25 protein-coding genes are annotated in these 24,273 nt (G+C 64.0%); 12 read left to right on the forward strand and 13 right to left on the reverse strand.

Going from position 1 to position 24,273, the window contains the following annotated elements:
- Nucleotides 1–271: 271 nt before the first annotated feature.
- Nucleotides 272–1,048: an ABC transporter substrate-binding protein gene (locus P0D70_RS22415; RefSeq protein WP_408186082.1), complete on the reverse strand. Its 777-nt coding sequence runs from the start codon at nt 1,046–1,048 to the stop codon at nt 272–274.
- A gap of 478 nt (nt 1,049–1,526) precedes the next feature.
- On the opposite strand from P0D70_RS22415, the gene P0D70_RS22420 reads away from it, so the two are divergent.
- Nucleotides 1,527–2,237: a pirin family protein gene (locus P0D70_RS22420; protein ID WP_408186083.1), complete on the forward strand. Its 711-nt coding sequence runs from the start codon at nt 1,527–1,529 to the stop codon at nt 2,235–2,237.
- Between the two features lie 172 nt (nt 2,238–2,409).
- Here P0D70_RS22420 and P0D70_RS22425 read toward each other — a convergent pair whose 3' ends face one another.
- On the reverse strand, nt 2,410–2,955 hold the full coding sequence (locus P0D70_RS22425; RefSeq protein WP_408186084.1) for a Spy/CpxP family protein refolding chaperone: 546 nt from the start codon (nt 2,953–2,955) through the stop codon (nt 2,410–2,412).
- A gap of 220 nt (nt 2,956–3,175) precedes the next feature.
- On the opposite strand from P0D70_RS22425, the gene P0D70_RS22430 reads away from it, so the two are divergent.
- Together P0D70_RS22430 and P0D70_RS22435 are read left to right on the forward strand one after the other, a co-directional pair.
- A complete protein-coding gene (locus tag P0D70_RS22430) occupies nt 3,176–3,901 on the forward strand; it encodes a response regulator (RefSeq protein WP_091796232.1) in 726 nt (241 codons plus the stop codon).
- Nucleotides 3,885–5,204 (forward strand): ATP-binding protein, encoded by a 1,320-nt coding sequence (locus P0D70_RS22435; protein ID WP_408186085.1) that lies wholly within the window; start codon nt 3,885–3,887, stop codon nt 5,202–5,204. Before P0D70_RS22430 ends, P0D70_RS22435 begins: the two co-directional genes overlap by 17 nt.
- 115 nt (nt 5,205–5,319) lie before the next feature.
- On the opposite strand, the gene P0D70_RS22440 is transcribed toward P0D70_RS22435, so the two are convergent.
- On the reverse strand, nt 5,320–5,586 hold the full coding sequence (locus P0D70_RS22440; protein WP_007175813.1) for a double-stranded DNA-specific endonuclease: 267 nt from the start codon (nt 5,584–5,586) through the stop codon (nt 5,320–5,322).
- Nucleotides 5,587–5,730: 144 nt separating this feature from the next.
- The gene (locus P0D70_RS22445; protein ID WP_091796228.1) at nt 5,731–7,422 is read right to left on the reverse strand and encodes a sensor domain-containing diguanylate cyclase; all 1,692 of its coding nucleotides are present in this window, start codon (nt 7,420–7,422) and stop codon (nt 5,731–5,733) included.
- Nucleotides 7,423–8,131: 709 nt separating this feature from the next.
- Between P0D70_RS22445 and P0D70_RS22450 the strand changes: the two genes are divergently transcribed.
- Both P0D70_RS22450 and P0D70_RS22455 read left to right on the forward strand, forming a co-directional pair.
- Nucleotides 8,132–9,883, forward strand: coding sequence for an ABC transporter permease (locus P0D70_RS22450; RefSeq protein WP_091796226.1), 1,752 nt, complete (start codon nt 8,132–8,134; stop codon nt 9,881–9,883).
- A 19-nt stretch (nt 9,884–9,902) separates the two neighbouring features.
- A complete protein-coding gene (locus P0D70_RS22455; protein ID WP_091796224.1) occupies nt 9,903–11,249 on the forward strand; it encodes an ABC transporter ATP-binding protein in 1,347 nt (448 codons plus the stop codon).
- Nucleotides 11,250–11,357: 108 nt separating this feature from the next.
- On the opposite strand, the gene P0D70_RS22460 is transcribed toward P0D70_RS22455, so the two are convergent.
- The 4 genes from P0D70_RS22460 to P0D70_RS22475 all read right to left on the reverse strand — a co-directional run bounded on the left by P0D70_RS22460 (nt 11,358) and on the right by P0D70_RS22475 (nt 13,885).
- Nucleotides 11,358–11,927 (reverse strand): hypothetical protein, encoded by a 570-nt coding sequence (locus P0D70_RS22460; protein WP_408186086.1) that lies wholly within the window; start codon nt 11,925–11,927, stop codon nt 11,358–11,360.
- Nucleotides 11,924–12,502, reverse strand: coding sequence for a hypothetical protein (locus P0D70_RS22465; RefSeq protein ID WP_408186087.1), 579 nt, complete (start codon nt 12,500–12,502; stop codon nt 11,924–11,926). The genes P0D70_RS22460 and P0D70_RS22465 overlap by 4 nt, the downstream gene beginning before the upstream one ends.
- 111 nt (nt 12,503–12,613) lie before the next feature.
- Nucleotides 12,614–12,793, reverse strand: coding sequence for a hypothetical protein (locus P0D70_RS22470; RefSeq protein WP_408186088.1), 180 nt, complete (start codon nt 12,791–12,793; stop codon nt 12,614–12,616).
- A gap of 33 nt (nt 12,794–12,826) precedes the next feature.
- On the reverse strand, nt 12,827–13,885 hold the full coding sequence (locus P0D70_RS22475; protein ID WP_091796218.1) for a sigma-54 interaction domain-containing protein: 1,059 nt from the start codon (nt 13,883–13,885) through the stop codon (nt 12,827–12,829).
- Nucleotides 13,886–14,257: 372 nt separating this feature from the next.
- Between P0D70_RS22475 and P0D70_RS22480 the strand changes: the two genes are divergently transcribed.
- From P0D70_RS22480 to otsA, 6 genes are all read left to right on the forward strand, one after another.
- Nucleotides 14,258–14,575, forward strand: coding sequence for an ElaB/YgaM/YqjD family protein (locus P0D70_RS22480; RefSeq protein ID WP_091796216.1), 318 nt, complete (start codon nt 14,258–14,260; stop codon nt 14,573–14,575).
- A gap of 47 nt (nt 14,576–14,622) precedes the next feature.
- Nucleotides 14,623–14,892: a hypothetical protein gene (locus P0D70_RS22485; protein WP_091796214.1), complete on the forward strand. Its 270-nt coding sequence runs from the start codon at nt 14,623–14,625 to the stop codon at nt 14,890–14,892.
- Nucleotides 14,893–15,199: 307 nt separating this feature from the next.
- Complete coding sequence (locus tag P0D70_RS22490) at nt 15,200–16,600, forward strand: sigma-54-dependent transcriptional regulator (protein WP_091796213.1); 1,401 nt, start codon at nt 15,200–15,202, stop codon at nt 16,598–16,600.
- A gap of 135 nt (nt 16,601–16,735) precedes the next feature.
- Nucleotides 16,736–17,005: a hypothetical protein gene (locus tag P0D70_RS22495; RefSeq protein ID WP_091796211.1), complete on the forward strand. Its 270-nt coding sequence runs from the start codon at nt 16,736–16,738 to the stop codon at nt 17,003–17,005.
- 153 nt (nt 17,006–17,158) lie between these two features.
- Entirely contained in the window at nt 17,159–17,371 is a 213-nt protein-coding gene (locus tag P0D70_RS22500; RefSeq protein WP_091796209.1) for a hypothetical protein, read from the forward strand.
- Nucleotides 17,372–17,583: 212 nt separating this feature from the next.
- The gene (otsA, locus tag P0D70_RS22505; protein WP_408186089.1) at nt 17,584–19,011 is read left to right on the forward strand and encodes an alpha,alpha-trehalose-phosphate synthase (UDP-forming); all 1,428 of its coding nucleotides are present in this window, start codon (nt 17,584–17,586) and stop codon (nt 19,009–19,011) included.
- Between the two features lie 149 nt (nt 19,012–19,160).
- Here otsA and P0D70_RS22510 read toward each other — a convergent pair whose 3' ends face one another.
- The 5 genes from P0D70_RS22510 to P0D70_RS22530 form a co-directional block, all read right to left on the reverse strand.
- Entirely contained in the window at nt 19,161–20,618 is a 1,458-nt protein-coding gene (locus tag P0D70_RS22510) for an MFS transporter (protein ID WP_408186090.1), read from the reverse strand.
- 125 nt (nt 20,619–20,743) lie between these two features.
- A complete protein-coding gene (locus P0D70_RS22515; RefSeq protein ID WP_091796203.1) occupies nt 20,744–21,247 on the reverse strand; it encodes a YbhB/YbcL family Raf kinase inhibitor-like protein in 504 nt (167 codons plus the stop codon).
- 162 nt (nt 21,248–21,409) lie between these two features.
- Nucleotides 21,410–21,856 carry a very short patch repair endonuclease gene (locus P0D70_RS22520; protein WP_408186091.1) on the reverse strand — a complete coding sequence of 149 codons (447 nt, stop codon included), beginning with the start codon at nt 21,854–21,856 and terminating at the stop codon, nt 21,410–21,412.
- Nucleotides 21,857–21,910: 54 nt separating this feature from the next.
- Entirely contained in the window at nt 21,911–23,191 is a 1,281-nt protein-coding gene (gene dcm, locus P0D70_RS22525) for a DNA (cytosine-5-)-methyltransferase (RefSeq protein ID WP_091796198.1), read from the reverse strand.
- A gap of 288 nt (nt 23,192–23,479) precedes the next feature.
- On the reverse strand, nt 23,480–23,806 hold the full coding sequence (locus P0D70_RS22530) for a hypothetical protein (RefSeq protein ID WP_408186092.1): 327 nt from the start codon (nt 23,804–23,806) through the stop codon (nt 23,480–23,482).
- 175 nt (nt 23,807–23,981) lie between these two features.
- Between P0D70_RS22530 and P0D70_RS22535 the strand changes: the two genes are divergently transcribed.
- On the forward strand, nt 23,982–24,173 hold the full coding sequence (locus P0D70_RS22535; RefSeq protein WP_095420133.1) for a CsbD family protein: 192 nt from the start codon (nt 23,982–23,984) through the stop codon (nt 24,171–24,173).
- The last annotated feature ends 100 nt before the right edge of the window (nt 24,174–24,273 follow it).

The following is a 24,273-nucleotide window of genomic DNA, read 5'->3' on the forward strand; positions in this document are numbered from 1 at the left end:
CACCGCGAAAGACGCGGCCAACTCTGCGCCGCGTTTGTCGCGAGCTGGTGGCTCGCTGTGACCTGCGGCGCACAGCGCACCGCTGTGCAAATCATGACTGCATGGCCGTTGCCGGTCTTGCAGCGCGCTTTTCGACTCTTGGGGTGAAGCTACGGGTGAATCTACTGCCGACTGTATTACGAAGCCTCGTGAAAGCCCATGCGGGCGTGCCCCGAGTTTCGTGGGTGCTGCTTCCGGTGTCCGGGCTCAGTGTCCGGGCACCGGTCCGGACTCAATGCCCAGGATAGATGTCGAAGTCGAAGTACTGCTTCTCGAGCTTCCTGAACGTGCCGTCCTGATGAACCTGCGCCAGCGCCTGGTTGAACATCGCCTTCAGCTCGGCGTCGTCCTTGCGCAGGCCGATGGCCGTGCCTTCGCCGATCGTCTTCGGATCCTTCACTTCGGGGCCGGCCCAGCCGAAGCCTTTGCCGCGCGGCGTCTTCAGAAAGCCGGCGTCGGCCTGCACTTCGTCCTGCAATGCGGCGTCGAGACGCCCCGAGGCGAGGTCGGCGTACACCTGATCCTGATTCTGGTACGGCACCACGGTCACGCCTTTGGGCTCCCACCATGCCTTGGCATAGGCTTCCTGCGTCGAACCCTGCTCGACGCCGACGCGCTTGCCCTTCAGCGAGGCCGCCGTGGGCAGCAGCGGTGAACCGGTCCGGGCGATCATGCGGGCGGGGGCGTCGAACAGCTTGTCGGAGAAGTCGATCTGCTCGCGGCGCTTGTCCGTGATGGTCAGCGACGACACGATCGCGTCGAACTTCCTGCCCTTCAACGCGGGAATGATGCCGTCGAGATCCTGTTCGACCCACACGCATTTCACGTTCATCTTCGCGCACAGGGCGCGGGTCAGGTCGGCGTCGAAGCCGACCACCTGGCCGTTGGGGGCCATGGATTCGAACGGCGGATAGCTGGCGTCCACCCCGATTCGCACGGTCTTCCACTCTTTGGCCATCGCGCCGGTGGCCATGACCGCCAAGGCCACGCACAGTGCGAGCTTCTTCATGTTTCTCCTGGGTCAAACTGATCGTCGTGGTGCTCCGATCTCGACGACCGCCGGTTCGTGGCCGGCCGTCGCTATTCTAGGCGGTCAAAATTGTCGCGCCGCCCGCTGATCCTGCTTCGCGGTGGGCCGCGTCCATTTGATGCCGCGATGGAGTCTGGCGCGGGTCTGGAACCCGCCGCTCATCCATCACGGTCCGCCGTGGCGGGCCCGCTGACGTGCCTTCGGCGCCCACGCAATCTCGAAAAGCGCGGTATTTTACCCGAACAGGGACGGGGCGCCAGTGCGGGGCGCCTGCGGCAGTGAACTGGCGGGTGCGGACGTTGTGCGAGCGCGACGCTAACAGCGCAACAGCGCAACAGCGCGCCAACTGCCGATTGCACTCATTGATGAAACGATCCGGTGCACTCACGCCGATTGTTTAGCGCAGGCTCTGCCCATACATTCTCGACATCGCCATTTACTCACCGGGAGTTCCTCCATGTTCGAGATTCGCCGCTCCGAAGAACGCGGTCACGCCAACCACGGCTGGCTCGACTCGTATCACAGCTTCTCGTTTGCCGACTATCGCGATCCCCAGCACGTCCACTTCGGCCCGCTGCGGGTCATCAACGAAGACCGCATCGCCGGCGGACAGGGTTTCGGCACGCACGGCCATCGCGACATGGAGATCGTCACGTATGTGCTCGAAGGGGCGCTGGCCCACCGCGACAGCATGGGCAACGGCTCGACCATCCGTCCCGGCGACGTGCAGCGCATGAGCGCCGGCACGGGCGTGCAGCACAGCGAGTTCAACGCGTCGCAGGACGAACCGGCGCACCTGTTGCAGATCTGGGTGATTCCGCAACGCGCGGGCGACCAGCCGGGCTACGAGGAAAAGCGCTTCGACGCCGCCGACAAGCGCGGCCGTCTGCGCGTGGTCGCTTCGCCCGACGGCCGCGACGGCTCGGTGACGATTCACGCGGACGCGTCGATTTACGCGGCGCTGCTCGATGGCGCGGAAACGGCCACGTTCGCGCTGCCCAAAGGCCGGCTCGCGTATGTGCATGTAGCGCGGGGCGCGGTGACGGTGAACGGCGAAGCGCTGCGCGCGGGCGACGCCGCCAAGCTCAGCGAAACCGATACGGTGACACTGGAGAAGGGCGATGACGCCGAAGTGCTGCTGTTTGATCTTGGGCCGCTGAACGGCTAAGTCGCAAGCTGCCGGTTAGTGCGGCCGTCTTCGCATAAAGGACGATCGACGCGCGCGCTGCGAGCCCGCTGTGTAACAAAAGAAACGCCACGGAAGGCAAACCTCCGTGGCGTTTTTGCATCTGGCAGAGCAGGCGGCCGCGCCAGCCGCTTGCCTGCCGTGAACTGTCTACTTACTGATTGGCCGCAGGCGCCGATGCCGGCCCCTTGCGATGCTCCCAGCGCTCGTGCATCTTTTCATGACGCGACTCCATCTTCGCAAAGCGCTGTTTGAGTGCCGTGCTGACGGTGGTCTTCTGCTGGTCGTTCAGGCCGTTATAGAACTTGAGCCACGCGTCCGTGGTTTGCTGACGCAACTGCGCGTCTTTCTGCTCGACCTGCTGGTGCGCGGCGGCCATGGCGTTCAGGTCCAGAATCGGCTGCTGCTGCGCGGCCTTGAACTGGTCCTTGATCTGGTCATGGTTGGCGCGCATGGCCTCGTGGTTCTGCTTCATGGTGTCCAGCGCGGCTTGCCACTGCTTTTCCTGATCCGCGTTCAGCTTCAACTGGTCGTGCAGTTGAGTCAGTTCCTTCATGAAGTGGCCGTGCCAGCCGCCGGGACCGCCGGGGCCGCCGGGCCCGCCATGGTCAGCGGGTTGTGCGGCATAAGCAGCGCCCGCGCCGATGGCGAGAGCGGTGGCGGCAACGGCGAGAACGCGCGACATCTTTTTGGTGGACATGTGAGACTCCCTGTAATGGAATAGCCGACGATGCAACCGGTTAAAGTGAACGGCCTGCATTCGGTAAGACACAGCGTAGAGAACTGCGCGATTGGCTGTGTTACGTGGCTGGACGCGGACGTTACGGCACATTACGCATGCCTTTCACCGTAACACCCGGTAACCCTTGAGGCCCGTCTGAAATCGAAAACCCTTCCTGCTGCGCGTTAAACTTCATCCCATGGCTACTCAAATACTTGTTGTCGACGACGACGTCGAATTGCGCGATCTGCTGCGCGACTATCTGGCCCGTCAGGGCATCGAAGTATCGGTGCTGCACGACGCGGGCTCGCTCGAGCGCAGGCTCGAACGCGAGCGTCCCGATCTGATCGTGCTCGACCTGATGATGCCGGGCGTCGACGGGCTCACCGCGCTGCGCAAGCTGCGCGCATCGGGCGACGACATCCCCGTGATCATGCTCACGGCGCGCGCGGACGACGTGGATCGCATCGTCGGTCTGGAGCTCGGCGCGGACGACTACCTCGGCAAGCCGTTCAATCCGCGCGAGTTGCTGGCGCGCGTGCAGGCGGTGCTGCGCCGCCGCCGCACGCTGCCGTCGGCGGCGGCGCCGGAACAGCGCGAGCCGTTCAACTTCGGCCGCTTCACGCTGGATTTCCAGTCGCGCACGCTGCATCTGGAAGACAAGCCGCTCACGTTGTCGGGCAGCGAATTCGCGCTGCTGAAGATTTTCGTCAATCACCCCATGCGCACCCTCACGCGCGAGCGCCTGCTCGAACTGCTGCACGGTCCGGAATACGACGGCACCGACCGCGGCATCGACGTGCAGGTCTGGCGTCTGCGCCGCATTCTCGAAACCGACCCGTCCACGCCGCGCTTCATTCAAACGGTGCGCGGCCGCGGCTACGTGTTCGTGCCCGACGGCGAACAGCATGCGCCGTCCCATTGATTCGCTGTTCGGACGGCTGGCGCTGCTAGTCGTCGCGGTCCTGCTGCTGTCGCATTTCGCGTGGTACTCGCTCATGCGCCTCGAGCGCAGTCAACTGCAAACACGCTACGCGGTCGAGGAAGCCACCTTCCTCGTCGACGCGGTGCGTCAGCACGTCGCCCGAACACCGGATCAGCCGTTGCCGTCACGCGTGAAGCTGGTCGATCCGGCGAGCCCGGAAGTGCCGCCGGAGAGCGCGGACATGCCGCCGCCGCTCGAACGTTTCCTCGAAGACGTGCGCGACCGCATGCCGTCCGGCACGCAGGTGCGCGTCGGTGTGCCGGGCCGTCCGCCCACGCTGTGGGTGCGTGCCATCTCCGATCGCAGCTGGATCGTGGTGCCGGTGCAGCCGTTGCGCACGCCGCGCTCGCTCGATCGCACGGTGTTGTGGCTTGCCATCATTTTCTCGTTCGCGGTCATGGCGGCGCTCTTCGCCGCGTGGGCGCTGCAGCAGCCTTTGCGCTCGCTCGCCCAGGCGGTGGCGCGCTTCGGCCGCGGCCTGCCGGTGCCGCCGGTGCCGGAGCGCGGCCCGCGCGAGTTGCGTCAACTGACCCACGGTTTCAATCAGATGGTCCAGGAAGTGGCGCGCACGGAGAACGACCGCGCTGTCATGCTCGCAGGTGTCGCGCACGATCTGAAAACGCCGCTGGCGCGTTTGCGGCTGCGCGCCGAGATGATGGACGAAGTAAAGGTGCGCGACGGCGTGGTGCGCGACGTCGATTCCATGACGCATATCGTCGACCAGTTTCTGGTGTTTGCGCACGACGGCGCCGATCGCAGCGAGCCCGTCGAAGTGGATGCGCAGTGCGAGCGCGTAGTGCGCAGTTATCGGGCGGTGGCGTCCGGCGCGCCCACCGTGCAGACCGAACTCAACGCGGGGCCGGCGTTCCTGTTGCCTGCCGCCACGCTCGACCGGATTCTGTCGAACCTGCTCGACAATGCGCACGCGTACGGCGCCCCGCCGATCGTCGTGGCCACGGCGCGTACTGCGCAAGGCTTCACCTTGTCAGTGAGCGACAACGGCGACGGCATCGCGGCGCAGGATCTGATCAATGCCAGCCGGCCCTTCGTGCGGCTCGATCCGGCGCGCGGCGGCAACGGCCATAGCGGCCTGGGGCTCGCCATTGTCGAGCGGCTGGTGCGGCGTGCGGGCGGGGAATGGGAGATCGGCAACCACGGCGGCCGTGGTTTGCGAGTCTTGATGAGCTTTCCGTTCGAAGTGTTGCCGCGGGTCGCGGCAACCTCGGAGAATGCCTGGTCGTGAATGGCGACTTGCGCCTGGTGCCTGGCGATTGGCGGCGCGGCTCGAACTTGAGCCGCCCGCACCGCGCGCCGCGATCCGAACGCAAGGTTCGCAGGCGCGGACAGACGGTGGCGCGCTAATCTGAAAACAACGTATTCAGCGCATTCGCCGCGTCGCTATCCACGGTATTCCACGTCACCGTTTCGGCTTCGAAAATGTAATGCGTGGTGTACTTGCCGAGCCGCGCCAGGATCTCCTCCTGAATCAGTTCCGGCGCCACGTCCAGCTTCAGATACCACGCGGTGGACGACAGGCGCGTCTGGAACGCACCGTATTCGGCCAGCAGATGGTCGAACGCGTCAGCATCCTGATCGCGACAGACGATGACCAGATTTCCCTTCATGCGAATCTCCGTAAGAGCGGTAGCGGCAACCTCGATATCAAGGTCGATCATACCTGCTTCACTACGAGACGCCCGAAGGCGGATCTTGCGTTGCGTCAGTTTCTTGCGTAGTGGCCGAGGCGCCGGCGGCCACCGGCGAGCGCGTTACCAGACGTTGGCCACGGTGCGGGCGGGCGGCGCGGTGTCGTCGGGCGGCAAGGCTTCGGTGCGGTCGCGGCCGCCCGATTTCGCCGCGTAGAGGGCCGTGTCGGCGCGGCTCATGATGCGCTCGGGCAGATCGTCGGGCGAGAGTTCGGTGATGCCGATGCTCACGCTCAAGCCCACGGAAGCGGGCAACTTCGGCGAAGGCATTGCTTTCAGGCGCAGCCGCAGGCGCTCGACGACTTCGCGGCCGCCGGCCAGATCCGTGGCGGGCAACAGCAGGCCGAACTCTTCGCCGCCCAGCCGGCCGATCGCATCGGCGCCGCGCAACTCGGCGCGGCAGGTGTCGACGAAATGCTCCAGCGCACGGTCGCCGGCTGCGTGGCCGAAGCGGTCGTTGATCTGCTTGAAGTGGTCGAGGTCGGCGATCGCCATGCACAACGGCTCGTTGCTCACGTGCGCGCGTTCGATCTCATGACGCAGCAAGTCGAGGAAGTAGCGCCGCGACAGCGCGCCGGTCAGCACGTCGTGACGGGCCTCGGCCGAAAGCAGCGTGTTGGCGGATTGCAATTGTTCGGCAAGATCGCGGGTCGCGCGATGGTGGCGCCGCTCGCGCACGTACGACACCGTGATGACCCACGCCAGAGCGACCGTGCCGGCCAGCGTGAGGAACACCAGCAAATGATCGCGCTTGTGATTGCGCAGCAGTTCCGGCCAGGCCGCGAGCGGATCGACCAGATGCGCCGACAGCCCGGAGTTCAGGCCGCCGCGCGCCTGATAGAGCGACGGCACGGGGCGCTCGGACATGCCGAACAGTTGTCCGGCCACGGCGGACGGCACCCACGGCGCCTGTTCGCGCACCTGGGCGTCCACTCTGATCTGGATGTCGGGGAAGCTGTCGCGCAGATAGATGGTCTTGCGCTCGGCGGGACTCATCTGCGCGACGCGTGAGTTCGGCAACGCGCGGCCTTCGAGCGCGCTGTTGTGCGCCATGATGATGACGCCATTGTCGTCGGTGACGAAGGTGCCGGCATGCGCGACCCAGTGGCGCAGCCGCGCGATCCCGACCTTGGCGACGACCACGCCGACCAGCAGACCGTCCGCATAAGCCGGCGCGGCGATGAAAATGCCGGGCTCGCCGCTCGAGCGTCCCACGCCATAGGCTTCGGAGAAAGCGCCGAGCAGAGCGTTGGTCAGGTAGCCGCGCACGCGCATGTCGGTGCCGACGAACGAGCGCTCGGCCGCGAACGGGTTGTTGATCGAGTTGCTGGAGGCGACGCAGATGCCGTTTGAATTGACGAGCCAGATCTGGTCGAGCCCGGAGAAACCTTGTGCGTCGTGCAGGAAGTTGCTCACGGCGGTCATCTTCGCGTCTTTCAGCAACGCGGCGCGCAGGGCGGGTTCCGTCGTTTGGTCGTTCACGGCATAATTCTGGGATTGCACCAGAGCGCGCTGGACCACGTCCATTTCGGCCATGGTCGCGGGGATGGCCCGAGACATCGCGAGGTCGCTGGCGATCACCTCCGCCATGTTGTCGACGATCGACGTGGACATTTGCCGCTGCGCACGCAGGGCCGCGTCCAGCTCTTGCTGTACCATCCGGTCCGCGACCATGCCGGCCACGAACCAGCAAACCAGTACGATCAGCATGAAGCTGACCGGCCCGGTTGCCTGGCGCAAGGTTGTCCTGTTCATCGACTCTCTGATCCGTCTGGCTGTGACATGCAACTAGCTCATTCGTGGCAGCGCGCCGGCGCTGTTTCGCCCCTGCGCAAGCGCTCGGCAAAACGCCGCCGCTGTGGCCCGGGATAAATCGACGGCAGGCGTCGTCTTCTGATTTTAACCGTCATGGGGCCAGACGCCATTGTTATTGCGGGAAAGCGAACTACCCGCACCGCGCCCATCAGGTTCTTAACGGCGGCCCGGCCGGTTTCTTAATGGCAGTACGGGTTTTCCGGGGGCCGCCGATGCGATCCGGGTCGCCGCCGCCCCGGCTGAAGATGTGGCCTGCGCGCGACGACGAACGGCCTGCCGCTTGACGTGCGCGCGCGGCCCTCAAGGACGATAGCGGCACGTCCCCCGTTATTTATCGCGATTTACCGCGAAAGGTTGTGCCTGAAACATAGGATGGTGTAGTGTCGTGCCGTCCAAAACAAGGAAAGCTCGCCAGCCTACGGGCGGCGCCCGCGGCGACAGGAGTCGGGTTTGAGGGTTGCGGTCCTGGGCGGCTCGTCCACGGACACATCCTTCACCGGTCCACGTGTCTCCAACGCTAACGATTTACCGCGCACACGCGTTTTGCCATGCCTGATTTCCGCTTTCCGGACCGATCTTCAGACCGCCGCGCCGAAGCCGCGGCCTCCTTGTTGTTTGCGAACTGCTGGCTCGACGGGGAGGGCATCTGATGGATTTCAGCTTCAACCTCAAGCGCACCGCCAATGCGTCGGCATGGCGGGTGCTGCCCAATCGCTGGGACTTCGTCGCCTTCCCGCTGATCATCTGCGTGATCGCCATGGCGGCGATCGGTTTTCACGAGACCTTGGCGCCCATGTCGACGCTCAAGACTCAAACCATCTCGCTCGATCCGGCGAATCTGCCTGAGTACGCCATGCGCACTACGCTGCGCATGCTGGCGGCCATGGTCGCCTCGCTGATCTTCACGCTGGTGTACGGCACGCTGGCGGCCAAGAGCCGCCGCGCCGGGCTCGTGCTGGTGCCGATTCTGGACATCCTTCAGTCGGTGCCCGTGCTCGGCTACATATCGTTTACGGTCACCTTCTTCCTCGCGCTGTTTCCCGGCCGGGTGCTCGGCGCCGAGCTGGCGGCGATCTTCGCGATCTTCACGAGCCAGGCGTGGAACATGACGTTCAGCTTCTATCAGTCGCTGCGCACGGTGCCACGCGATCTGGACGAAGTCTCGCGCGGCTTCCACCTCACTTCATGGCAGCGCTTCTGGAAACTGGAAGTGCCGTTTTCGATGCCGGGCCTCATCTGGAACATGATGATGTCGATGTCGGGTGGCTGGTTCTTCGTGGTGGCCTCAGAAGCGATCACGGTCGGCAACCGCACGATCACGCTGCCGGGCATCGGCGCGTATCTGGCGCAGGCGATCTCGGACAAGAACCTGCATGCGATCGGCTGGGTGATCCTCGCCATGACGGTCGTGATTCTCGCGTACGACCAGTTCCTGTTCCGGCCGCTCGTCGCGTGGGCCGACAAGTTCCGCATGGAAAACACCAGTTCGGGCGACGCGCCGGAATCGTGGCTTCTCGATCTGATTCGCCGCACCCGCCTGATCCACCGGCTGCTGGTGCCGCTCGGCTGGATGTTCGCGCGAGCCGCGCGCGTGCCGCTGCGGCTGCCGGCCATCCAGGGGCCGCGCTTCCAGATCCCGCAGATGCAGAAGAGCTCGCGCGTCGGCGATATCGTATGGGCGGCGCTGGTGCTGCTCACCACCGTCTACGTGGTGTACCGCGTCTTCATGTATGTGCGCACCGGTGTCTCGCTGGATGAAGTCTGGCACGTGTTCGTGCTCGGACTCATTACGCTCTTGCGCGTGGTGGTGCTGATCGCGCTGGCCTCGGTGGTGTGGGTGCCGGTTGGCGTGCTGATCGGCTTGCGCCCGGCGCTCGCCGAAAAGATCCAGCCGCTCGCGCAGTTTCTCGCCGCGTTCCCGGCCAATCTGCTGTTCCCGGTGTTCGTGATCGCGATCGTGCGCTTCCACCTGAACCCGGACATCTGGCTGTCGCCGCTGATCGTGCTCGGCACCCAGTGGTATATCCTGTTCAACGTGATTGCCGGCGCGACCTCGTATCCGAACGACTATCGCGAGGCGGCCAAGAACTTTCATATCCGCGGCTGGCAGTGGTGGCGTCAGGCGATTCTGCCGGGCATTTTTCCGTATTACGTCACGGGCGCGATCACCGCGTCGGGCGGCGCGTGGAACGCGAGCATCGTCGCGGAATTCGTGCAGTGGGGCGACACCAAAGTGGCCGCGCACGGCTTGGGCGCTTACATCGCGCAGTCCACCGCCGCGGGCGACTATCCGAAGATCATCGTGGGCATCGCCGTGATGTCCCTGTTCGTGACACTGTTCAACCGCCTGCTGTGGCGTCCGATGTACGCCTACGCCGAAGCCAAGCTCCGGCTTGATTGAAATTTGAAGGCAAAACGCGATGCAAAATCCTAAAGCTGCTATGACCGCCGCGCCGATCCAGACGCCGCCGAAGCCGCCGCGCCTCGGCGAAGAGATCCTGCGCGTCAAGGACGTGTGCCGCGGTTTCAACAAGTCGCAGGGCGAACTGCTCGTCCTCGACGACGCGAACCTGTCGCTGCGCGAAGGTGAGATCGTCGGCTTGCTGGGCCGTTCGGGCTCGGGCAAGTCGACGCTGTTGCGCATCATCGCCGGTCTGATCGAGCCGACCGACGGCGAAGTCACGTATATGGGCAAGCCGCTCAACGGTCCCGCAAAGGGCGTCGCGATGGTGTTTCAGACCTTCGCGCTGTTCCCGTGGCTGACCGTGCTGCAAAACGTGGAAGCGGGCCTCGAAGCGCAAGGCGTCGGCGCGAGCGAGCGGCGCACGCGCGCGCTCGCCGCGATCGACCTGATCGGTCTGGACGGTTTCGAAAACGCTTACCCGCGCGAACTGTCGGGCGGCATGCGCCAGCGCGTCGGCTTTGCGCGCGCGCTGGTGGTCGACCCCACGCTGCTGCTGATGGACGAACCGTTCTCCGCGCTCGACGTGCTGACCGCCGAAACGCTGCGTACCGACCTGCTCGACCTGTGGACGCAAGGCCGCATGCCGATCAAGGCGGTGTTGATCGTCACGCACAACATCGAGGAAGCGGTGTTCATGTGCGACCGGATCCTGGTGCTGTCGTCGAATCCGGGCCGGGTAATCGCCGAGATCAAGGTGCCGTTCAAGCATCCGCGTAATCGTCTCGACCCGGCGTTCCGCCGGCTGGTGGACGAGATCTACGCGAAGATGACCGCGCGTCAGACCGACGAAAAGACCAAGAAGGGCCTCGAACTGCACAGCTGGCTGCCGCATGTGTCGACCAACCTGATGGCCGGTCTGATCGAAACATTGGCCGCGGCGCCGTACCACGGCCGCGCCGACATGCCGGAAATCGCCCGTTCGCTGCATCTGGAGGTGGACGATCTGTTCCCGGTCGCCGAAGTGCTGCAGCATCTCGGTTTCGCCGACGTGCGCGAAGGCGATATTTTCCTGACGCCGCCGGCGCGCGTGTTCGCCGAGTTCGGCACGCAGGAACGCAAGATGATGTTCGCCGAGCATCTGCTGCGGCATGTGCCGCTCGCCGCGCGAATCAAGAAGGTGCTCAACGAACGGCCGGGGCATCGCGCGCCGCGTGTGCGCTTCGAGCAGGAGCTGGAGGATTTTCTGTCGGACAGCGCCGCGGAAGAGACGCTCGACGCGGTCATCAACTGGGGCCGTTATGGCGAGATCTTCTCGTATAACGACCAGACCGAAATCTTCAGTCTGGAAGACGTGGAGTCTTGAGCGCGCTTGAGTAGCGCGTTCGAGCTGATCGGTTTGAACGTCGCGCCTCGCGCTGAAGCGAAACAGGAACGGCAGGGGAGACCACGCCGTTTTTTTATTGCCGCGCGCTTATTGCAGATTGCCCCAGCGCGGAACGGCCGGTTCAGCGGACGCCCACTTCCAGCCCTTGTCCTGTTGACACGCGCTCGCCGTGTACCAGTCCTCATGCGCGCTCGGGCCGTCGCCGTCCTGCACCGAGAACACGAATTCCTTGCAGAGCGCGAGGGCCGAACCGAATGCGCGCGTCACGCGAACTTGGCCGTGGCCGTTCTCGATCGGCAGCGTGTGCTTGACGGCCCACGGGCGCGTCTCGCCGACCGGCATGGCGCCCGCCAACGCGGCGATCATGTTCTGCTGATCGGTGTGCATGGTGCGCATATAGTGGCCCACGGCCTCGTCAGTCGCCGCCTGTACGGCAATACCGACACCGATGCCGATCGCCGGATTGGACGTCACGAGACCCGACGCGACACCGGCCGCCGCGCCGCTTGCCGCGCCCACCGACGAGCAGCCGCTCGTCATGACACTCGCGCCGACGCACAGCGCGCCGGCCAGCACGAGCCGCAGCCGGTTGCCGGACCATGCAGCGAGGCGCACGCGGCGCGCCTTGAGTCCAGCCGTATGCGAACGCGCCGTCATTGCAGCGCGCCCCAACGTTCGGTGGCGGGTTCGGCCGATGCCCATTTCCAGTTCTCGCCGTCGCGGCAGATCGAGGCGACATAAAACGCGCTGCTGGCCGGCACATTCTTGGTGGCGGTCTGGTCGACGGAGAAGACGATTTCCTTGCAGTCGAGCGCGCCCGTGCTGATCATGCGGCTCACGGTGACGCGGCCGTGTTCGTCGTCTTCGATCGGCACAGAGTGGGTGACGCTCCATGGCGCCACTGCGCCGACGTCGAGCGGCCCGGCGATTTTGGCGATACCGTCCTGCGTATTCGTGTGAACCACGCGCTCCGAATACTGCACGCCGGCCCGCGCCGCGGCGACCGCGCCGAGGCCGATGCCGGTTGCGACGGCCGCGTTGTTCGTCACTTTTGCCGCGAGCGCGGCGCCTGCGATACCGGCGCCGGCGGTGGCGCCTTCAGAGTAGAGCGAGCTACAGCCGCTCAACGCCGATGAGATCGCCACGACGAGCGCAGCGAGTGCCGTGGCATTGGGACGACCACGCCCGGCGGTTTGTTTTGCCCATTCGGCCCAGTCCATACTTTTTTGCATTTCCCTGTCTCTGCTCCTGCAAGTGCCTTTCGTTCGCGCGCGATAAACACCGAATGAACGAGTAACACGCGTTCCCCACCTGGCAATGCGTGTGCCGCATTTTGCAGGATGCTATTTGTAATTGGCAGAGGGAAAATGCAAGCAATTGCAAAAGATGGTGCGAGCAAAATCGGTTTCTGTCTGGCGCAGATCGATTTTGATTGGTGGTGCGAAGGGATTGGATTCGGAATTCGACGCGCGCAAGCAAGGGCTTTTTGCAAGCGCTGTCAGATGCACGATATCGGTACTCACGCGGCTTCTCCGCGTGAGTACCGTGTCACGCAGTTATTGCTCGGACTCGTCTTCCGCGCTTTCGTCGCCGTATGCGCTCAAGCGGTTGTACAGCGTCTTGAGACTCACGCCAAGGGCTTTGGCCGCACGCCGTTTGTCGCCGCCGCAATATTTCAGCGTGCCGAGAATGATCTGTTTTTGCGCGTCGGCGAGCGGCGTGCCGATCCATACGCTCATCGCATCGCCTTGGGTCATGGGCTTTTTCACCCGCGACGCGAGATGCGGATGCGGCAGCTCCACCGTCTTCTCCGCGAGAATGAAGGCGCGATACACCGCGTTCTTCAGCTCGCGCACGTTGCCTGGCCACGACCAGGTGCGCAGCGTTTCGATCGATTTTTTGCTGAAGCTTTTGCTCGTGCCTTCCTGCTGATTGAGCAGCGCGAGGAAGTGCTGCGCGAGCAGTTCGCGATCGTTCTCACGCTCGCGCAGTGGCGGCGCGCGTAGCGGGAAAACCGCGAGCCGGTACATGAGGTCTTCACGCAGACCGTTTTCTTTGACCGCGACCGCCGGGTCGCGATTGGTCGCGGCGATCACGCGCACGTTGCCGCTGATCAGGTCATTGCCGCCCACGCGATAAAAGGTGCCCGTTTCGAGCGCGCGCAGAAGCTTGACCTGGCGCACCGGCGCCATTTCGGTAATCTCGTCGAGGAACAGCGTGCCGCCGTTCGCATGTTCGAAGTAGCCGATGCGGCCTTGCACCGCGCCAGTAAAACTGCCTTTTTCGTGGCCGAATAGTTCGGCTTCGATGAGTTCGTCGGGAATCGCGCCGCAGTTCACGGCGACGAATGGCGCGTCCTTACGGCCGCTTTGATCGTGAATCGTGCGGGCGATCAATTCCTTGCCCGTGCCCGATTCGCCGATGATCAGCGCGGTCGCGTCGGTGCCGGCGACGCGTTCGATCTGCTCGTACAGATCCAGCATCACCGGCGACGAGCCGTACAGCAGGCCGTACGACTTCAGTCCCGCGATGCCGTCCGCGACGCGCTGCTTCGCCTGTGCCGAACCATTGCCGCCGGCGGAGACGGCGGGCGAGTCCAGGTCGATTGACGCCATAAACGGGGGTCCTGTGCAAATGTGTTCGTTGTTGCGGCGCGCAGGCCTGGGAACGAGATAAACCAGTCAAGCCGCTATCTCTCAAAGATTGATTTAACCACTTTGGCACCGTTTTCGGCAATCGATGTGAAGGCCTGCGGATACATTCGTTTCTGGTCGGTCGAAAGTCCCTGGCGCAGCGACCGCCTTGGGATTTAAGGTCAAAGTTACCGGGCACGGTGTTTGCGAATTCCACCCGACACGCGTGTGCTTTTTCTCGCGATCCGATGCCATTCGATGGCTCGTCACTGCGGGTGGCGCTTGCCGATCCGCAGGCCCGGCAGGCTCGCCGGAAAGCTCACGCGAACGCCGAACTCAGACCAGGAGTGAATGATGACTGACACCACGCAACAGCTTGCACTCGGCGGCCAGAAGATTGTCGAAGATCTGCGGGTGCTGCTGAAAGACTCGGAAGAAATGCTGCGGCTTGCCGCCAACGTGCCTGGCGAGGGCGTCGACGCTCTCCGTGACAAGCTGGGTACGCACGTCGAAACCCTGCAATCGGCGCTGGGCGACGCGCAGCAGAATGCGCAGCGTCGTTACCGGACAGCCACCGTCAATACCGAACGCTACGTGCGCCACAATCCTTGGCGTTCGATCGGCATTGCCGCGGGCGTCGGCTTCGTGCTCGGCGTCCTGACGACGCGCTAAACGCGCGTTCCGGTACCAATCCGCTTCATGAAGACAAGGAGTTCACGATGGCACGACCTAAAATCGGCATCTTCGGCGCGCTGATGGCGCTCGGTGGCTTTCTGGCTATCCGTTATGTGCAGCGCAGCCGCGCGGCTCAGATTCCGGTGGCGCGTGAATTGAGCCGTTGGGAAAACGAAGGCGGTACGGTGGCGGCGCCGGCAACCCCCGCGGCCAATGCGGCTCCGGCGGCCGATGTGAGCCCGGGCGCGCATGGCGCCAACGGCTCCGCGTATCCGAACGGCAACGGCGGCGCATGGCCGTTTCCTCGCAGCTGAGGGCACTGTTTAAACAGCGTCGCCGGTGTGCCGCCCTAGCGGGCGGCGCCCGGGTGCCTTGTTAATTTTGCCTCGATAAAGCCGTATAATAGGTAAATAGACAACAATGTCGGTTTATACCGGGGGTTTTGGCTCGATATTGTTGCAATATTGAATCAAGTCGGTGGTTGGCGTGTTTCGTTGAGGTTGGTGGGCGCTCACATTGGAGCACCTGGCAGCCCGGCAAAGCGCCAGGCCGTCGGCGCGCTTTTAAGCATGCGCCTTAGCATGTATTCCCACACCCACGCTTGCAGGCTTTCGAGACGCGATGCCACATGTACTGATTGTCGATGACGATGCCGGTACCCGCGAGGCGCTTTCCGCCATCATCGGGGAAGACGGCCTGACCACTGCCACCGCGGGCGATTTGCGCGAAGCGCGCATTCAACTGGTCCGGCAGATGCCGGACGTTGTCTTTACGGACCTGAAGCTGCCGGACGGCAGCGGGGTTGATCTGTTCGAAGATCTGGATCCGCGCTCCGGCGTGGAAGTGATCGTGATTACCGGCCACGCCACGGTCGAGTCGGCGGTCAACGCGCTGAAAATGGGCGCCACCGACTATCTGGTCAAACCGATCAACATGCAGCGCGTGAAGGCGATCCTCTCGCGCCTGCCGCGCGCCGGCGACCTGAAAGCGGAAATCGGCACGTTGCGCGGCGAGCTGCGCCGCATGGGCCGCTTCGGTCTGATGCTCGGCAATTCGCCGGCCATGCAGGAGGTCTATGACCAGATTGGCCGCGTCGCGCCGACCGCGGCTTCGGTCATGCTGGTGGGCGAGTCGGGCACCGGCAAGGAAGTCGCCGCGCAAACGCTGCACCAGCTCAGCTTGCGCCGCAAGCACGCGTTTCTCGCGGTGAATTGCGGCGCCATTTCGCCGAACCTGATCGAATCGGAAATGTTCGGCCACGAGCGCGGCTCGTTCACCGGCGCGGACCGTCAGCACAAGGGTTATTTCGAGCGCGCGAACGGCGGCACGCTGTTCCTCGACGAAATCACCGAAATGCCGATCGAGTTGCAGGTCAAGCTGTTGCGCGTGCTGGAAACAGGCATGTTCATGCGGGTCGGCACGACCAAGGAAATCGAAACGGACGTGCGCCTGATCGCGGCCACTAACCGCGATCCCGAGCAGGCCGTGCTGGAAGGCAAGCTGCGGCTCGACCTTTACCATCGGTTGAACGTGTTTCCGATCAGTTTGCCGCCGTTGCGCGAACGCGGTAAGGACGTGGAACTGCTGGCGCAGGCTTTCCTCGACGAACTCAACGAACGCCACAGTACCAAAAAGCATTTCCCCGCAGCCGTGAAGGACATGCTGATGTCGTACCCGTGGCCGGGCAATGTGCGCGAGTTGAAGAACTACGTGCAGCGCGCGCACATCATGTCGGGTTCGGATTCGGACAGCACGGCGACCGTGCCGCTGCAGATCACGCTGTCCAAGCCCGCGGCCGGCACCGCGATCACGATTCCGTTCGGCACGTCGCTCGCCGAAGCGGACCGTCAGCTGATTCTGGCGACGCTCGAGCAGTGCGGCGGCGTGAAGACGCGGGCCGCCGAGATTCTCGGCATCAGCCTGAAGACGCTGTACAACCGCCTGGTCGAGTATGGCAACGACGCGCGCGAAGACGGCGATGCCGCCGACGAATCGCGCGCGCTGGGCGGCGCGGACGCTTAATCGTCGCTGCGTGTCAGCGGCGTGCCACCCGCGCCGCTGACACCGTTCACCACCGCCGATGTGATCCTGCCGGGCGCATCCGTAACGGCACAGGCCTTGCTGCATTCCAGTGGAACGCAAACGAGGACAAATAACATGCCGGAATACGCTGCCGCTCCCGTGCTTCCCTTGCCGATGCATGCTCACCGCCCTGAGCCGATCGAGCCGCCATCAGCTCCTCCGATTGCGCCACCGAGTCCCGGCGAGCCCGACACCATTCCTGTTCCGAGTCCCGATCCGGGGCCGCAACCGATCGAACCCATCGAACCAGTCGCTCCGCCGATTGGCGATCCGCCGCCGCAGCCCACGCAAACGCCACAAGCCAGTCAGGGGTGGCCGTCACCGTCGCCACGCATGCAACTCTGACGCGTTCCGTGCGTTGCGGCACAGTCCGACGTCGAGAAGTTATGTACTTGTTACAAAGCCGGCGCATCTTTTACCGGCAAATTACCTTGGCGGCCCCTAGACTGTATTGATGCCGCAAAACTGGCGGCAGGCTTCCCCTTGGAGGCGTGGATCATGAGACATCCAGCACTGCGACGTTCAGCGCGTCATTCGAAGCGCGATTCCCGGCCGGGCGGCAGCAAGGACAGCGCAACGGCGTCGCCCGATCCGGCAGGGCAGAACCGCGTCGCGCCCGATGCGCCGCCAGACGGCGAGCACAACCAGGGCGGCGTGCGGCCAGAAGGGCTTGAATACCAGCGCGACCTGGGCTCGGAGCAGGACGCCTGAGACGGTTCGACGACCGGTAAGAGGCGTTCCGGTTTCGTCAGATAAAGCAGAAAAAATTTCTTCGTGGCGGAGCGGCGCTGCGCGTTCTTGCTCGCTCGTCACATTTGCATACATTTTTATTTCCAACATCTCAAAAAACGGCACGCGACTTGCATGCACCTTTTTGGCACATATCCGTATGCAACGAAACAACTGAACTAGGTGGAGCACCAATGAGCAGACTGATCGTGGTATCGAATCGTGTCGCGCCGACCCAGGAAGGCCGTCCCGCAGCGGGTGGCCTCGCTATCGGCGTGCTGGACGCGTTGAAGGAAACCGGCGGAGTCTGGTTCGGCTGGAGCGGCGAGACGGTGAGTGAGCCGAGCGCTCCGGTGATCGAGAAACAAGGCAACGTGACGTACGCGACGGTGGGCCTCACCAAGCGCGACTACGACCAGTATTACCGCGGTTTTTCCAATGCGACGCTGTGGCCGACGTTCCACTATCGCAATGACCTGTCGCGCTACGACCGGCAGGAATATGCGGGCTACCAGCGTGTGAACGCGACGCTCGCGAAGCAACTCAAGGAGTTGCTCAAACCCGATGACATCATCTGGGTCCACGACTATCACCTGCTGCCGTTCGCGCGTTGTCTGCGTGAACTGGGGGTGAAGAATCCGATCGGCTTCTTCCTGCATATTCCGTTTCCGGTGCCGGAAGTATTGCGGACCATTCCGCCGCACGAAGAACTGGTCAAGGCCATGTGCAGCTATGACGTGATCGGCTTCCAGACGGAGGCGGACCGCCAGTCGTTCGTCGACTTCATCGAGCGCGGCCAGCACGGCACCTCGAGCGAGGACGGCATGGTGCACGCGTACAACCGCTTCGTCAAAGTGGGCGCGTATCCGATCGGAATCTATCCGGACGCGATTGCCAAGGCCGCCGAACAGTTCACCGACCGTAAGCCGGTGCGCAGCCTGCGCGACGGCATGCGCGGGCGCAAGCTGATCATGAGCGTGGACCGTCTCGATTATTCGAAGGGTCTGGTGGAACGCTTCCAGGCCTTCGAGCGGCTGCTGCTGAACGCGCCGGGTTGGCACGGTCGCGTGTCGCTGGTGCAGATCGCGCCGCCGACGCGCGCGGACGTGACGACTTACCAGCGGATTCGGCAAACGCTCGAGGGCGAAGCCGGCCGCATCAACGGCCGGTTCGCGCAGCTCGACTGGACCCCGATTCAGTATCTGAATCGCAAATACGAGCGCAATCTGTTGATGGCGCTATTCCGCCAATCTCAGGTCGGCTATGTGACGCCGCTGCGCGACGGCATGAATCTCGTCGCGAAGGAATATGTCGCCTCGCAGGATCCGGCCGATCCGGGCGTGTTGGTGCTGTCGCAATTCGCCGGCGCCGCCGAGCAGTTGCCGGGCGCGCTGGTCGTCAATCCGTTCGATCTGTCGCAGATGGCCGAAGCGCTGGAGCGCGCATTGTCGATGCCGCTCGCCGAGCGACAGGCGCGGCATGCCGACATGATGGCGCCGATGCGCGAGAACAATCTGTCCGTCTGGCGCGATACATTCCTCGCCGATCTGCGCAACGTCGCGACGGCCTCTTCGGTGGCCGCTAAAGCGGTAAAGCTCGCTGACGTGACCGCATCGTCGTAGCCGGATTAGCGGCCGCGCGGCTTGCGGTTGCGCCGCGCGTGCTGGTCACGTCGTTGAAGCTATGTGGATGGTTCTGGATGAGAAGAAGGGCGCGAATCGCGTGATGCGAAACGCGCCCTTTTTGCACAGCTGCGTCCGAACGACTCCGGTCAAGCGTTCAGGCCGCTTGCGCGATGCCCCGGCTGCACCACCCGCATCGTGCTGATCACGGCGGCGAGTGCCGAGAAGCACGCGGCGACATAGAGCGCGATGGTCGGCCCGTGCTGCGGCGCAACGCCGAAGATCAGCGCGACCAGCGCCGCGCCGAGCGTCTGCCCGGTCAGGCGCGCGGTGCCCAGCATGCCGCTCGCGCCGCCGCTGCGCTCGCGCGGCGCGGAGGACAGCATGGTGCGATTGTTCGGCGACTGGAAGATGCCAAAGCCCGCGCCGCACAGCGCCATGCGCCACGCAATCTGCATGGCGTCGGGATGCGCGCCGAGCGTGGCAAGTAATATCAGCCCCGCCGTCATGGCGGCCAGTCCGACGCCGCCCAGCCATCCCGACGACACCTTGTCCGATAGAAAGCCCGCAATCGGCGCCGCGATGATGATCACGGCCGGCCAGGGCGTCATGAGCAGCCCGGTTTCCACCTGCGACAATCCCAGTGTTTCCTGCAACAGAAAGGGCAGTGACACGAAGGCGAGCATCTGCGCGCAGAACGAACAGACCGAGGTGCCGATCGAAAGCGCAAAGATGGGAATCCTGAGCAAATCGACCGGCAGCAGCGGCGCCGGCTGCGTCAACTGACGGCGCACGAAGAAATAGCCGATCACCACGGCCGCAATCACTTCGATCGCGACGTAGCCGAAGCGCTCGCCGTGGCCGAGTCCGTCGACGGCAAAAATCAGCAGGCCGAATACGAACGCGTTCATCACCGCGCTCAGGTAGTCGTAGGGGGATTCGTGACCGCGGTTCATCGGCAGCGCCTTCAGGCCGCCGACAATGGCCGCGATGCCGATCGGCACGTTGATCGCGAACAGCCACGGCCACGAGGCGACGGCGAGCACGCCGGAAGCGACGGTCGGCCCGACCGCCGCCGACACCGCGACCACCATCGCGTTGATCGAGACGCCACGCCCCAGCTGACCGGGTGGATAGATCATGCGCACCAGCGCCGTGTTCACGCTCATGATGCCCGCCGCGCCGAAGCCTTGAATCACGCGGGCGAGCGCGAGCGTCGGCAGCGAAGTCGACATCGCGCAACCGAGCGAGGCCACCGTGAACAGGATCAGCCCACCGAGGTAGATGCGCCGGTAGCCGATGCGATCGCCGAGCGAGGCAAGCGGCAGCAGCGAGATGGTGATCGCGAGCTGATAGGCGTTGACGACCCAGATCGAACCCGCGGCGCTGGCGTGCAGGTTGCGCGCGATAGTCGGCAGCGCCACGTTGGCGATCGCGCTGTCGAGCACCGCCAGCGTGAGGGCGAGCGCAATGACCAGCATTGCCCAGTAGCGCTGCGGAACCGGCAGGCCTTGTTCGGTGTTGTCCGATAACGCGGTGTCGGGGGCGAGTGTGTCGGCCGCTTCGGGGGGAAGGGCGCCGTCCTTGCGCGATGGTTGTGCGTGCATCGATTGTTCGAGTTGTAGGGGAAGGCTCACCGGTCACGCGACGAGTCACGCGCGTTGCTCGCCGCCATCGAAAGAGCCGGCCGTCGCAACGACGATGCCGGCGCGCCGGCATCGCGTCTCGCGCATTATTTGAGTTCGTACAGGCCGGTATGAGTGGTCGAGTCGAGTTCGTTCAGATGCGTCATGAAACGCGCCACTGCGTTGGTGGTGTCCGCGTTGATCGGCAGATGCGGCACCCGCAGCGCGTGCAGACGGAAGATGTAGCGGTGCGCCTTGTCGCCACGCGGCGGCGCGGCGCCGCCGAAGCCGACCGTGCCGTAATCGTTGCGCACCTGCAGCGCGCCTTGCGGCAGCAACGAGCCGTCCGCCTTGCCGGCATTGCGCGGGAGCGAGCGGGCGTCGGCCGGAATGTTCACCACGACCCAGTGCCAGAAGCCGCTGCCGGTCGGCGCGTCGGGATCGTGAACGGTGAGGGCGAAACTTTGGGTGTCGGGCGGCGGCGCTTCCCACTGCAATGCCGGCGAGATGTTTTCGCCGTCTACGCCGAACGCCTTGTCGTGATATTCGTGGGCTTTCGGCATGAAGCCATTGGTGGGAAATTCGTCGGACCAGAGACGGAATTCTGCCATGATGTGCCTCCCTTCTTGAGTGGTTCTGGGATGGTCGGGGCGAGTGGTTGTGGAACCGCTTTGCAGCGCCGCGCGCCACGCATAAGTGCCCCGAGTTAGCCAATCGAGTGTATCACCAGCGGGCTTCGCGCTCGCGCGGGCAGGAAGGTCTACAAGCGGCTTTCAGCCGCGTTCCTCGAAGCTCGGCGCGTCGCTCTTCAGCCAGTCGACGAGCCGCTGCAAGATCCCTTCGATATCGCGATTCGCCCCACGCAAAGCGCATTCCCACACCACGGCGACGCGCCAGCCGCTCGCGAGGAGCGCCGCGCGAACCTTGTCGTCGTTGCTGCGATTGCGGCCGATCTTGTCGCGCCAGAACTCCGGCCGCGTTTGCGGCCACTTGAAAAGACGACAGTCGTGGCCGTGCCAGAAACAGCCATGCACCAGCACGACAGCGCGGTAGCGCGGCAACACGATATCCGGGCGTCCCGGCAGATCGCGCGCGTCAAGACGGAAGCGGAAACCCTGGCGATGCAGCAGGCTGCGGATCAGAATTTCGGGCTTGGTATTGCGCCCGCGGATGCCGGACATCATCCGGCTGCGCGTCGCGCTATCGACGATATCCACCATGTCTAGCGCCTGCCCAATGCGTCGACAAGCCGCCCACGCACACCTATTGATCGCTCACGCGTACAGCGAAAGAGTTTGCTTCGAGCCATGGCGCGTCTCCTCGGCGAGCAGGGTTTGCACATGCGGCAGCATGATGCGCGCTACTTCGCGCATGACCGGCATCACGACGCTGTTGCCGAACTGCCGGTAGGCCTGCGTGTCGCTCACCGGGATTCTGAAGGTATCGGGAAAGCCCATCAGCCGCGCGCATTCGCGTGGCGTGAGGCGGCGGGGCCGCAGCGCCTCGCCCTGATAGACGAGGATTTCCGAACCGTCCTTGTGATAGCGCGCCGACAGCGTGCGCGTCACGCTGTTCGGATAAGCCATGCCGAAGCCGAAGCCGTTGCCCGCCGCGCGGTGTTTCTCCGCGTAGTTCTGCAGATAGGTCCAGAGGTTCGGCGTAAGCGTGTACTTGGGTTGCACGCGTCGGCTCGCGTGATCGAAGAAACGGTCGTGGTCCCACGGCAGCACCGGCTCGCTGCCGTCTGTGCGATGCAGGATCGAGCCGAGGCGCGGGCCGTTGTCCGGCAACTGCAGATCGTCCCACGAGAACGAGGTTTTGCCGCGAAACCCGACGATGATGATCCGCTCCCTGTGCTGCGGCGTGAAATGCTGGCCGTCCACCACGCGATAGTGCACTTCGTAACCCAACTCGTCGCGCAAGGTCTGCAGGATCACGTCGAAGGTGCGGCCCTTGTCGTGCGACAGCAGGTTCTTCACGTTTTCCAGCAGGAATGCGGCGGGGCGCTTTGCCGCGATAATCCGCGCGACGTCGAAAAACAGCGTGCCCTGCGTGGTGCACTCGAAACCATGCGGCCGGCCGAGCGCGTTCTTCTTGCTCACACCGGCGATCGAAAACGGCTGGCATGGGAAGCCGCCGAGCAGCACGTCGTGGCTCGGCACTTCTTCAGCCGGAAACGAGACGATATCGCCGATCAGCGCGTGCTCGCCGCCGCTCGGGTAATTCTCGCGATACGTCTTGGTCGAAAAGTCGTTCCACTCGCTGGTAAAGACGCAGTCGCCGCCATGCGCCTCGAAGCCCATGCGAATCCCGCCGATGCCGGCGAACAGGTCGATAAAGCGGAACTGGGCGCTGTCGCCCGCGCTGCGCCTGGCTCGCGCCCGGTTTTGCAGCAGATCGCGCAAGGCGGGTTCCAGCATCGCCGGGCAGGGTGTTTCGCCTTTTTCCCAGCGACGCACCGTCTTGATGTCCTTGCCGACATGCGCGGCGATTTCGCGTTGAGTGAAGCGGGCGCGCGCTTGCTGGAGCAATGCGAGCGGTGCGGCGAGGGTCACGGGTGTCCTTGCTGGGAATTTTTGCGGACATTATGACCTAAGGTCGTCCCATTTCCCTATTTTTTGCGTCGCTTGGGCAGAAAATTTCCAGCGTTGGCACGCGTTGCCACGGGAGGTCCGCGCCTAAATGCGGCTGTCACAGTTGCGCGTGTAAGCTTCCAGCGTGACGCAAAATCCCTGCGTTGCGACGTGTTGAGGCCGCGACATGGTTCGCGGCCGTTTTTTTAAGTCGTGAGCAATGGGGATACGGCCGGCCCGGAAGAGTCGGCGGCTCAGGCTCGCAGCGCCTCAGGCAGTGTGGTGGGCGCTGGCCGGATAGGGTGGCGGAAAGAGGGCGGCGGAGGCCGGGGCCAGTGCGTCCCATGCCAGTTGAGGCTCGGCCTGGAACTGGTCGAGCTGAAGCAGAAGGCTGTCGACCGCGCACAGTTGTGCATGTGACAGATTGCCGGCGTCGAGCAACTGGTAGAGGCGCTTGCGCCAATACGCGGCCGACAGGATCGGCCCGCCCAGATCGCCGTGTAAAGACGGCCGCATCACACGCGCAATGTGCGCAATGTCCCGATCGATCAGTGCAGCTTGGGACGACCCCGAAAGCGTAATCAGTGTACGGTCCATGGCTCCTCCATGGCACCCTTTACGGCAGGCTGCGCCGGAACTTTAGGGCTATTTGAAAATATTTTTTGCAGCGCTCGTTTGGGCAGATCGGCGACGTGCGGCCTCGGGCACACCCGTTGCTGAATACGGATACTGGCGTAATCTCGCGCCGGCATTCCAAATAGTGGAGCCGAATATGAACAAGGACCAGGTGAAGGGTGTGGCCGAGCAGGTCAAGGGCAAGGTCAATGAAGCAGTCGGCAAGGCCACGGACAACCCGGGCAAGGAATTGAAGGGCGACCTGCAACAAGGCGCTGGCAAGGTGCAGAAGGCCTATGGCGACGCTAAAGAAGACGCCAAGGACAATGCGAAGCGCAACGCGCCGTAATCGGCTGCGACCAGATTGACGGAAAAGGCGCCTCGGCGCCTTTTTCCGTTTCTGAGCGGTGCCTTTGACCGTGAACGTCTTGTCTTGGACAGTGGGCTAT

Origin of the sequence: Paraburkholderia sp. RL17-381-BIF-C (assembly GCF_046026435.1) — a bacterium.
Lineage (GTDB): Bacteria > Pseudomonadota > Gammaproteobacteria > Burkholderiales > Burkholderiaceae > Paraburkholderia.

Coding starts and splice junctions, on each gene's coding strand:
- P0D70_RS22415 (WP_408186082.1), bottom strand. CDS start 1,048: ATGAAGAAGCTCGCACTGTGCGTGGCCTTGGCGGTCATGGCCACCGGC.
- P0D70_RS22420 (WP_408186083.1), top strand. CDS start 1,527: ATGTTCGAGATTCGCCGCTCCGAAGAACGCGGTCACGCCAACCACGGC.
- P0D70_RS22425 (WP_408186084.1), bottom strand. CDS start 2,955: ATGTCCACCAAAAAGATGTCGCGCGTTCTCGCCGTTGCCGCCACCGCT.
- P0D70_RS22430 (WP_091796232.1), top strand. CDS start 3,176: ATGGCTACTCAAATACTTGTTGTCGACGACGACGTCGAATTGCGCGAT.
- P0D70_RS22435 (WP_408186085.1), top strand. CDS start 3,885: ATGCGCCGTCCCATTGATTCGCTGTTCGGACGGCTGGCGCTGCTAGTC.
- P0D70_RS22440 (WP_007175813.1), bottom strand. CDS start 5,586: ATGAAGGGAAATCTGGTCATCGTCTGTCGCGATCAGGATGCTGACGCG.
- P0D70_RS22445 (WP_091796228.1), bottom strand. CDS start 7,422: ATGAACAGGACAACCTTGCGCCAGGCAACCGGGCCGGTCAGCTTCATG.
- P0D70_RS22450 (WP_091796226.1), top strand. CDS start 8,132: ATGGATTTCAGCTTCAACCTCAAGCGCACCGCCAATGCGTCGGCATGG.
- P0D70_RS22455 (WP_091796224.1), top strand. CDS start 9,903: ATGCAAAATCCTAAAGCTGCTATGACCGCCGCGCCGATCCAGACGCCG.
- P0D70_RS22460 (WP_408186086.1), bottom strand. CDS start 11,927: ATGACGGCGCGTTCGCATACGGCTGGACTCAAGGCGCGCCGCGTGCGC.
- P0D70_RS22465 (WP_408186087.1), bottom strand. CDS start 12,502: ATGCAAAAAAGTATGGACTGGGCCGAATGGGCAAAACAAACCGCCGGG.
- P0D70_RS22475 (WP_091796218.1), bottom strand. CDS start 13,885: ATGGCGTCAATCGACCTGGACTCGCCCGCCGTCTCCGCCGGCGGCAAT.
- P0D70_RS22480 (WP_091796216.1), top strand. CDS start 14,258: ATGACTGACACCACGCAACAGCTTGCACTCGGCGGCCAGAAGATTGTC.
- P0D70_RS22485 (WP_091796214.1), top strand. CDS start 14,623: ATGGCACGACCTAAAATCGGCATCTTCGGCGCGCTGATGGCGCTCGGT.
- P0D70_RS22490 (WP_091796213.1), top strand. CDS start 15,200: ATGCCACATGTACTGATTGTCGATGACGATGCCGGTACCCGCGAGGCG.
- P0D70_RS22495 (WP_091796211.1), top strand. CDS start 16,736: ATGCCGGAATACGCTGCCGCTCCCGTGCTTCCCTTGCCGATGCATGCT.
- P0D70_RS22500 (WP_091796209.1), top strand. CDS start 17,159: ATGAGACATCCAGCACTGCGACGTTCAGCGCGTCATTCGAAGCGCGAT.
- otsA (WP_408186089.1), top strand. CDS start 17,584: ATGAGCAGACTGATCGTGGTATCGAATCGTGTCGCGCCGACCCAGGAA.
- P0D70_RS22510 (WP_408186090.1), bottom strand. CDS start 20,618: ATGCACGCACAACCATCGCGCAAGGACGGCGCCCTTCCCCCCGAAGCG.
- P0D70_RS22515 (WP_091796203.1), bottom strand. CDS start 21,247: ATGGCAGAATTCCGTCTCTGGTCCGACGAATTTCCCACCAATGGCTTC.
- P0D70_RS22520 (WP_408186091.1), bottom strand. CDS start 21,856: ATGGTGGATATCGTCGATAGCGCGACGCGCAGCCGGATGATGTCCGGC.
- P0D70_RS22530 (WP_408186092.1), bottom strand. CDS start 23,806: ATGGACCGTACACTGATTACGCTTTCGGGGTCGTCCCAAGCTGCACTG.
- P0D70_RS22535 (WP_095420133.1), top strand. CDS start 23,982: ATGAACAAGGACCAGGTGAAGGGTGTGGCCGAGCAGGTCAAGGGCAAG.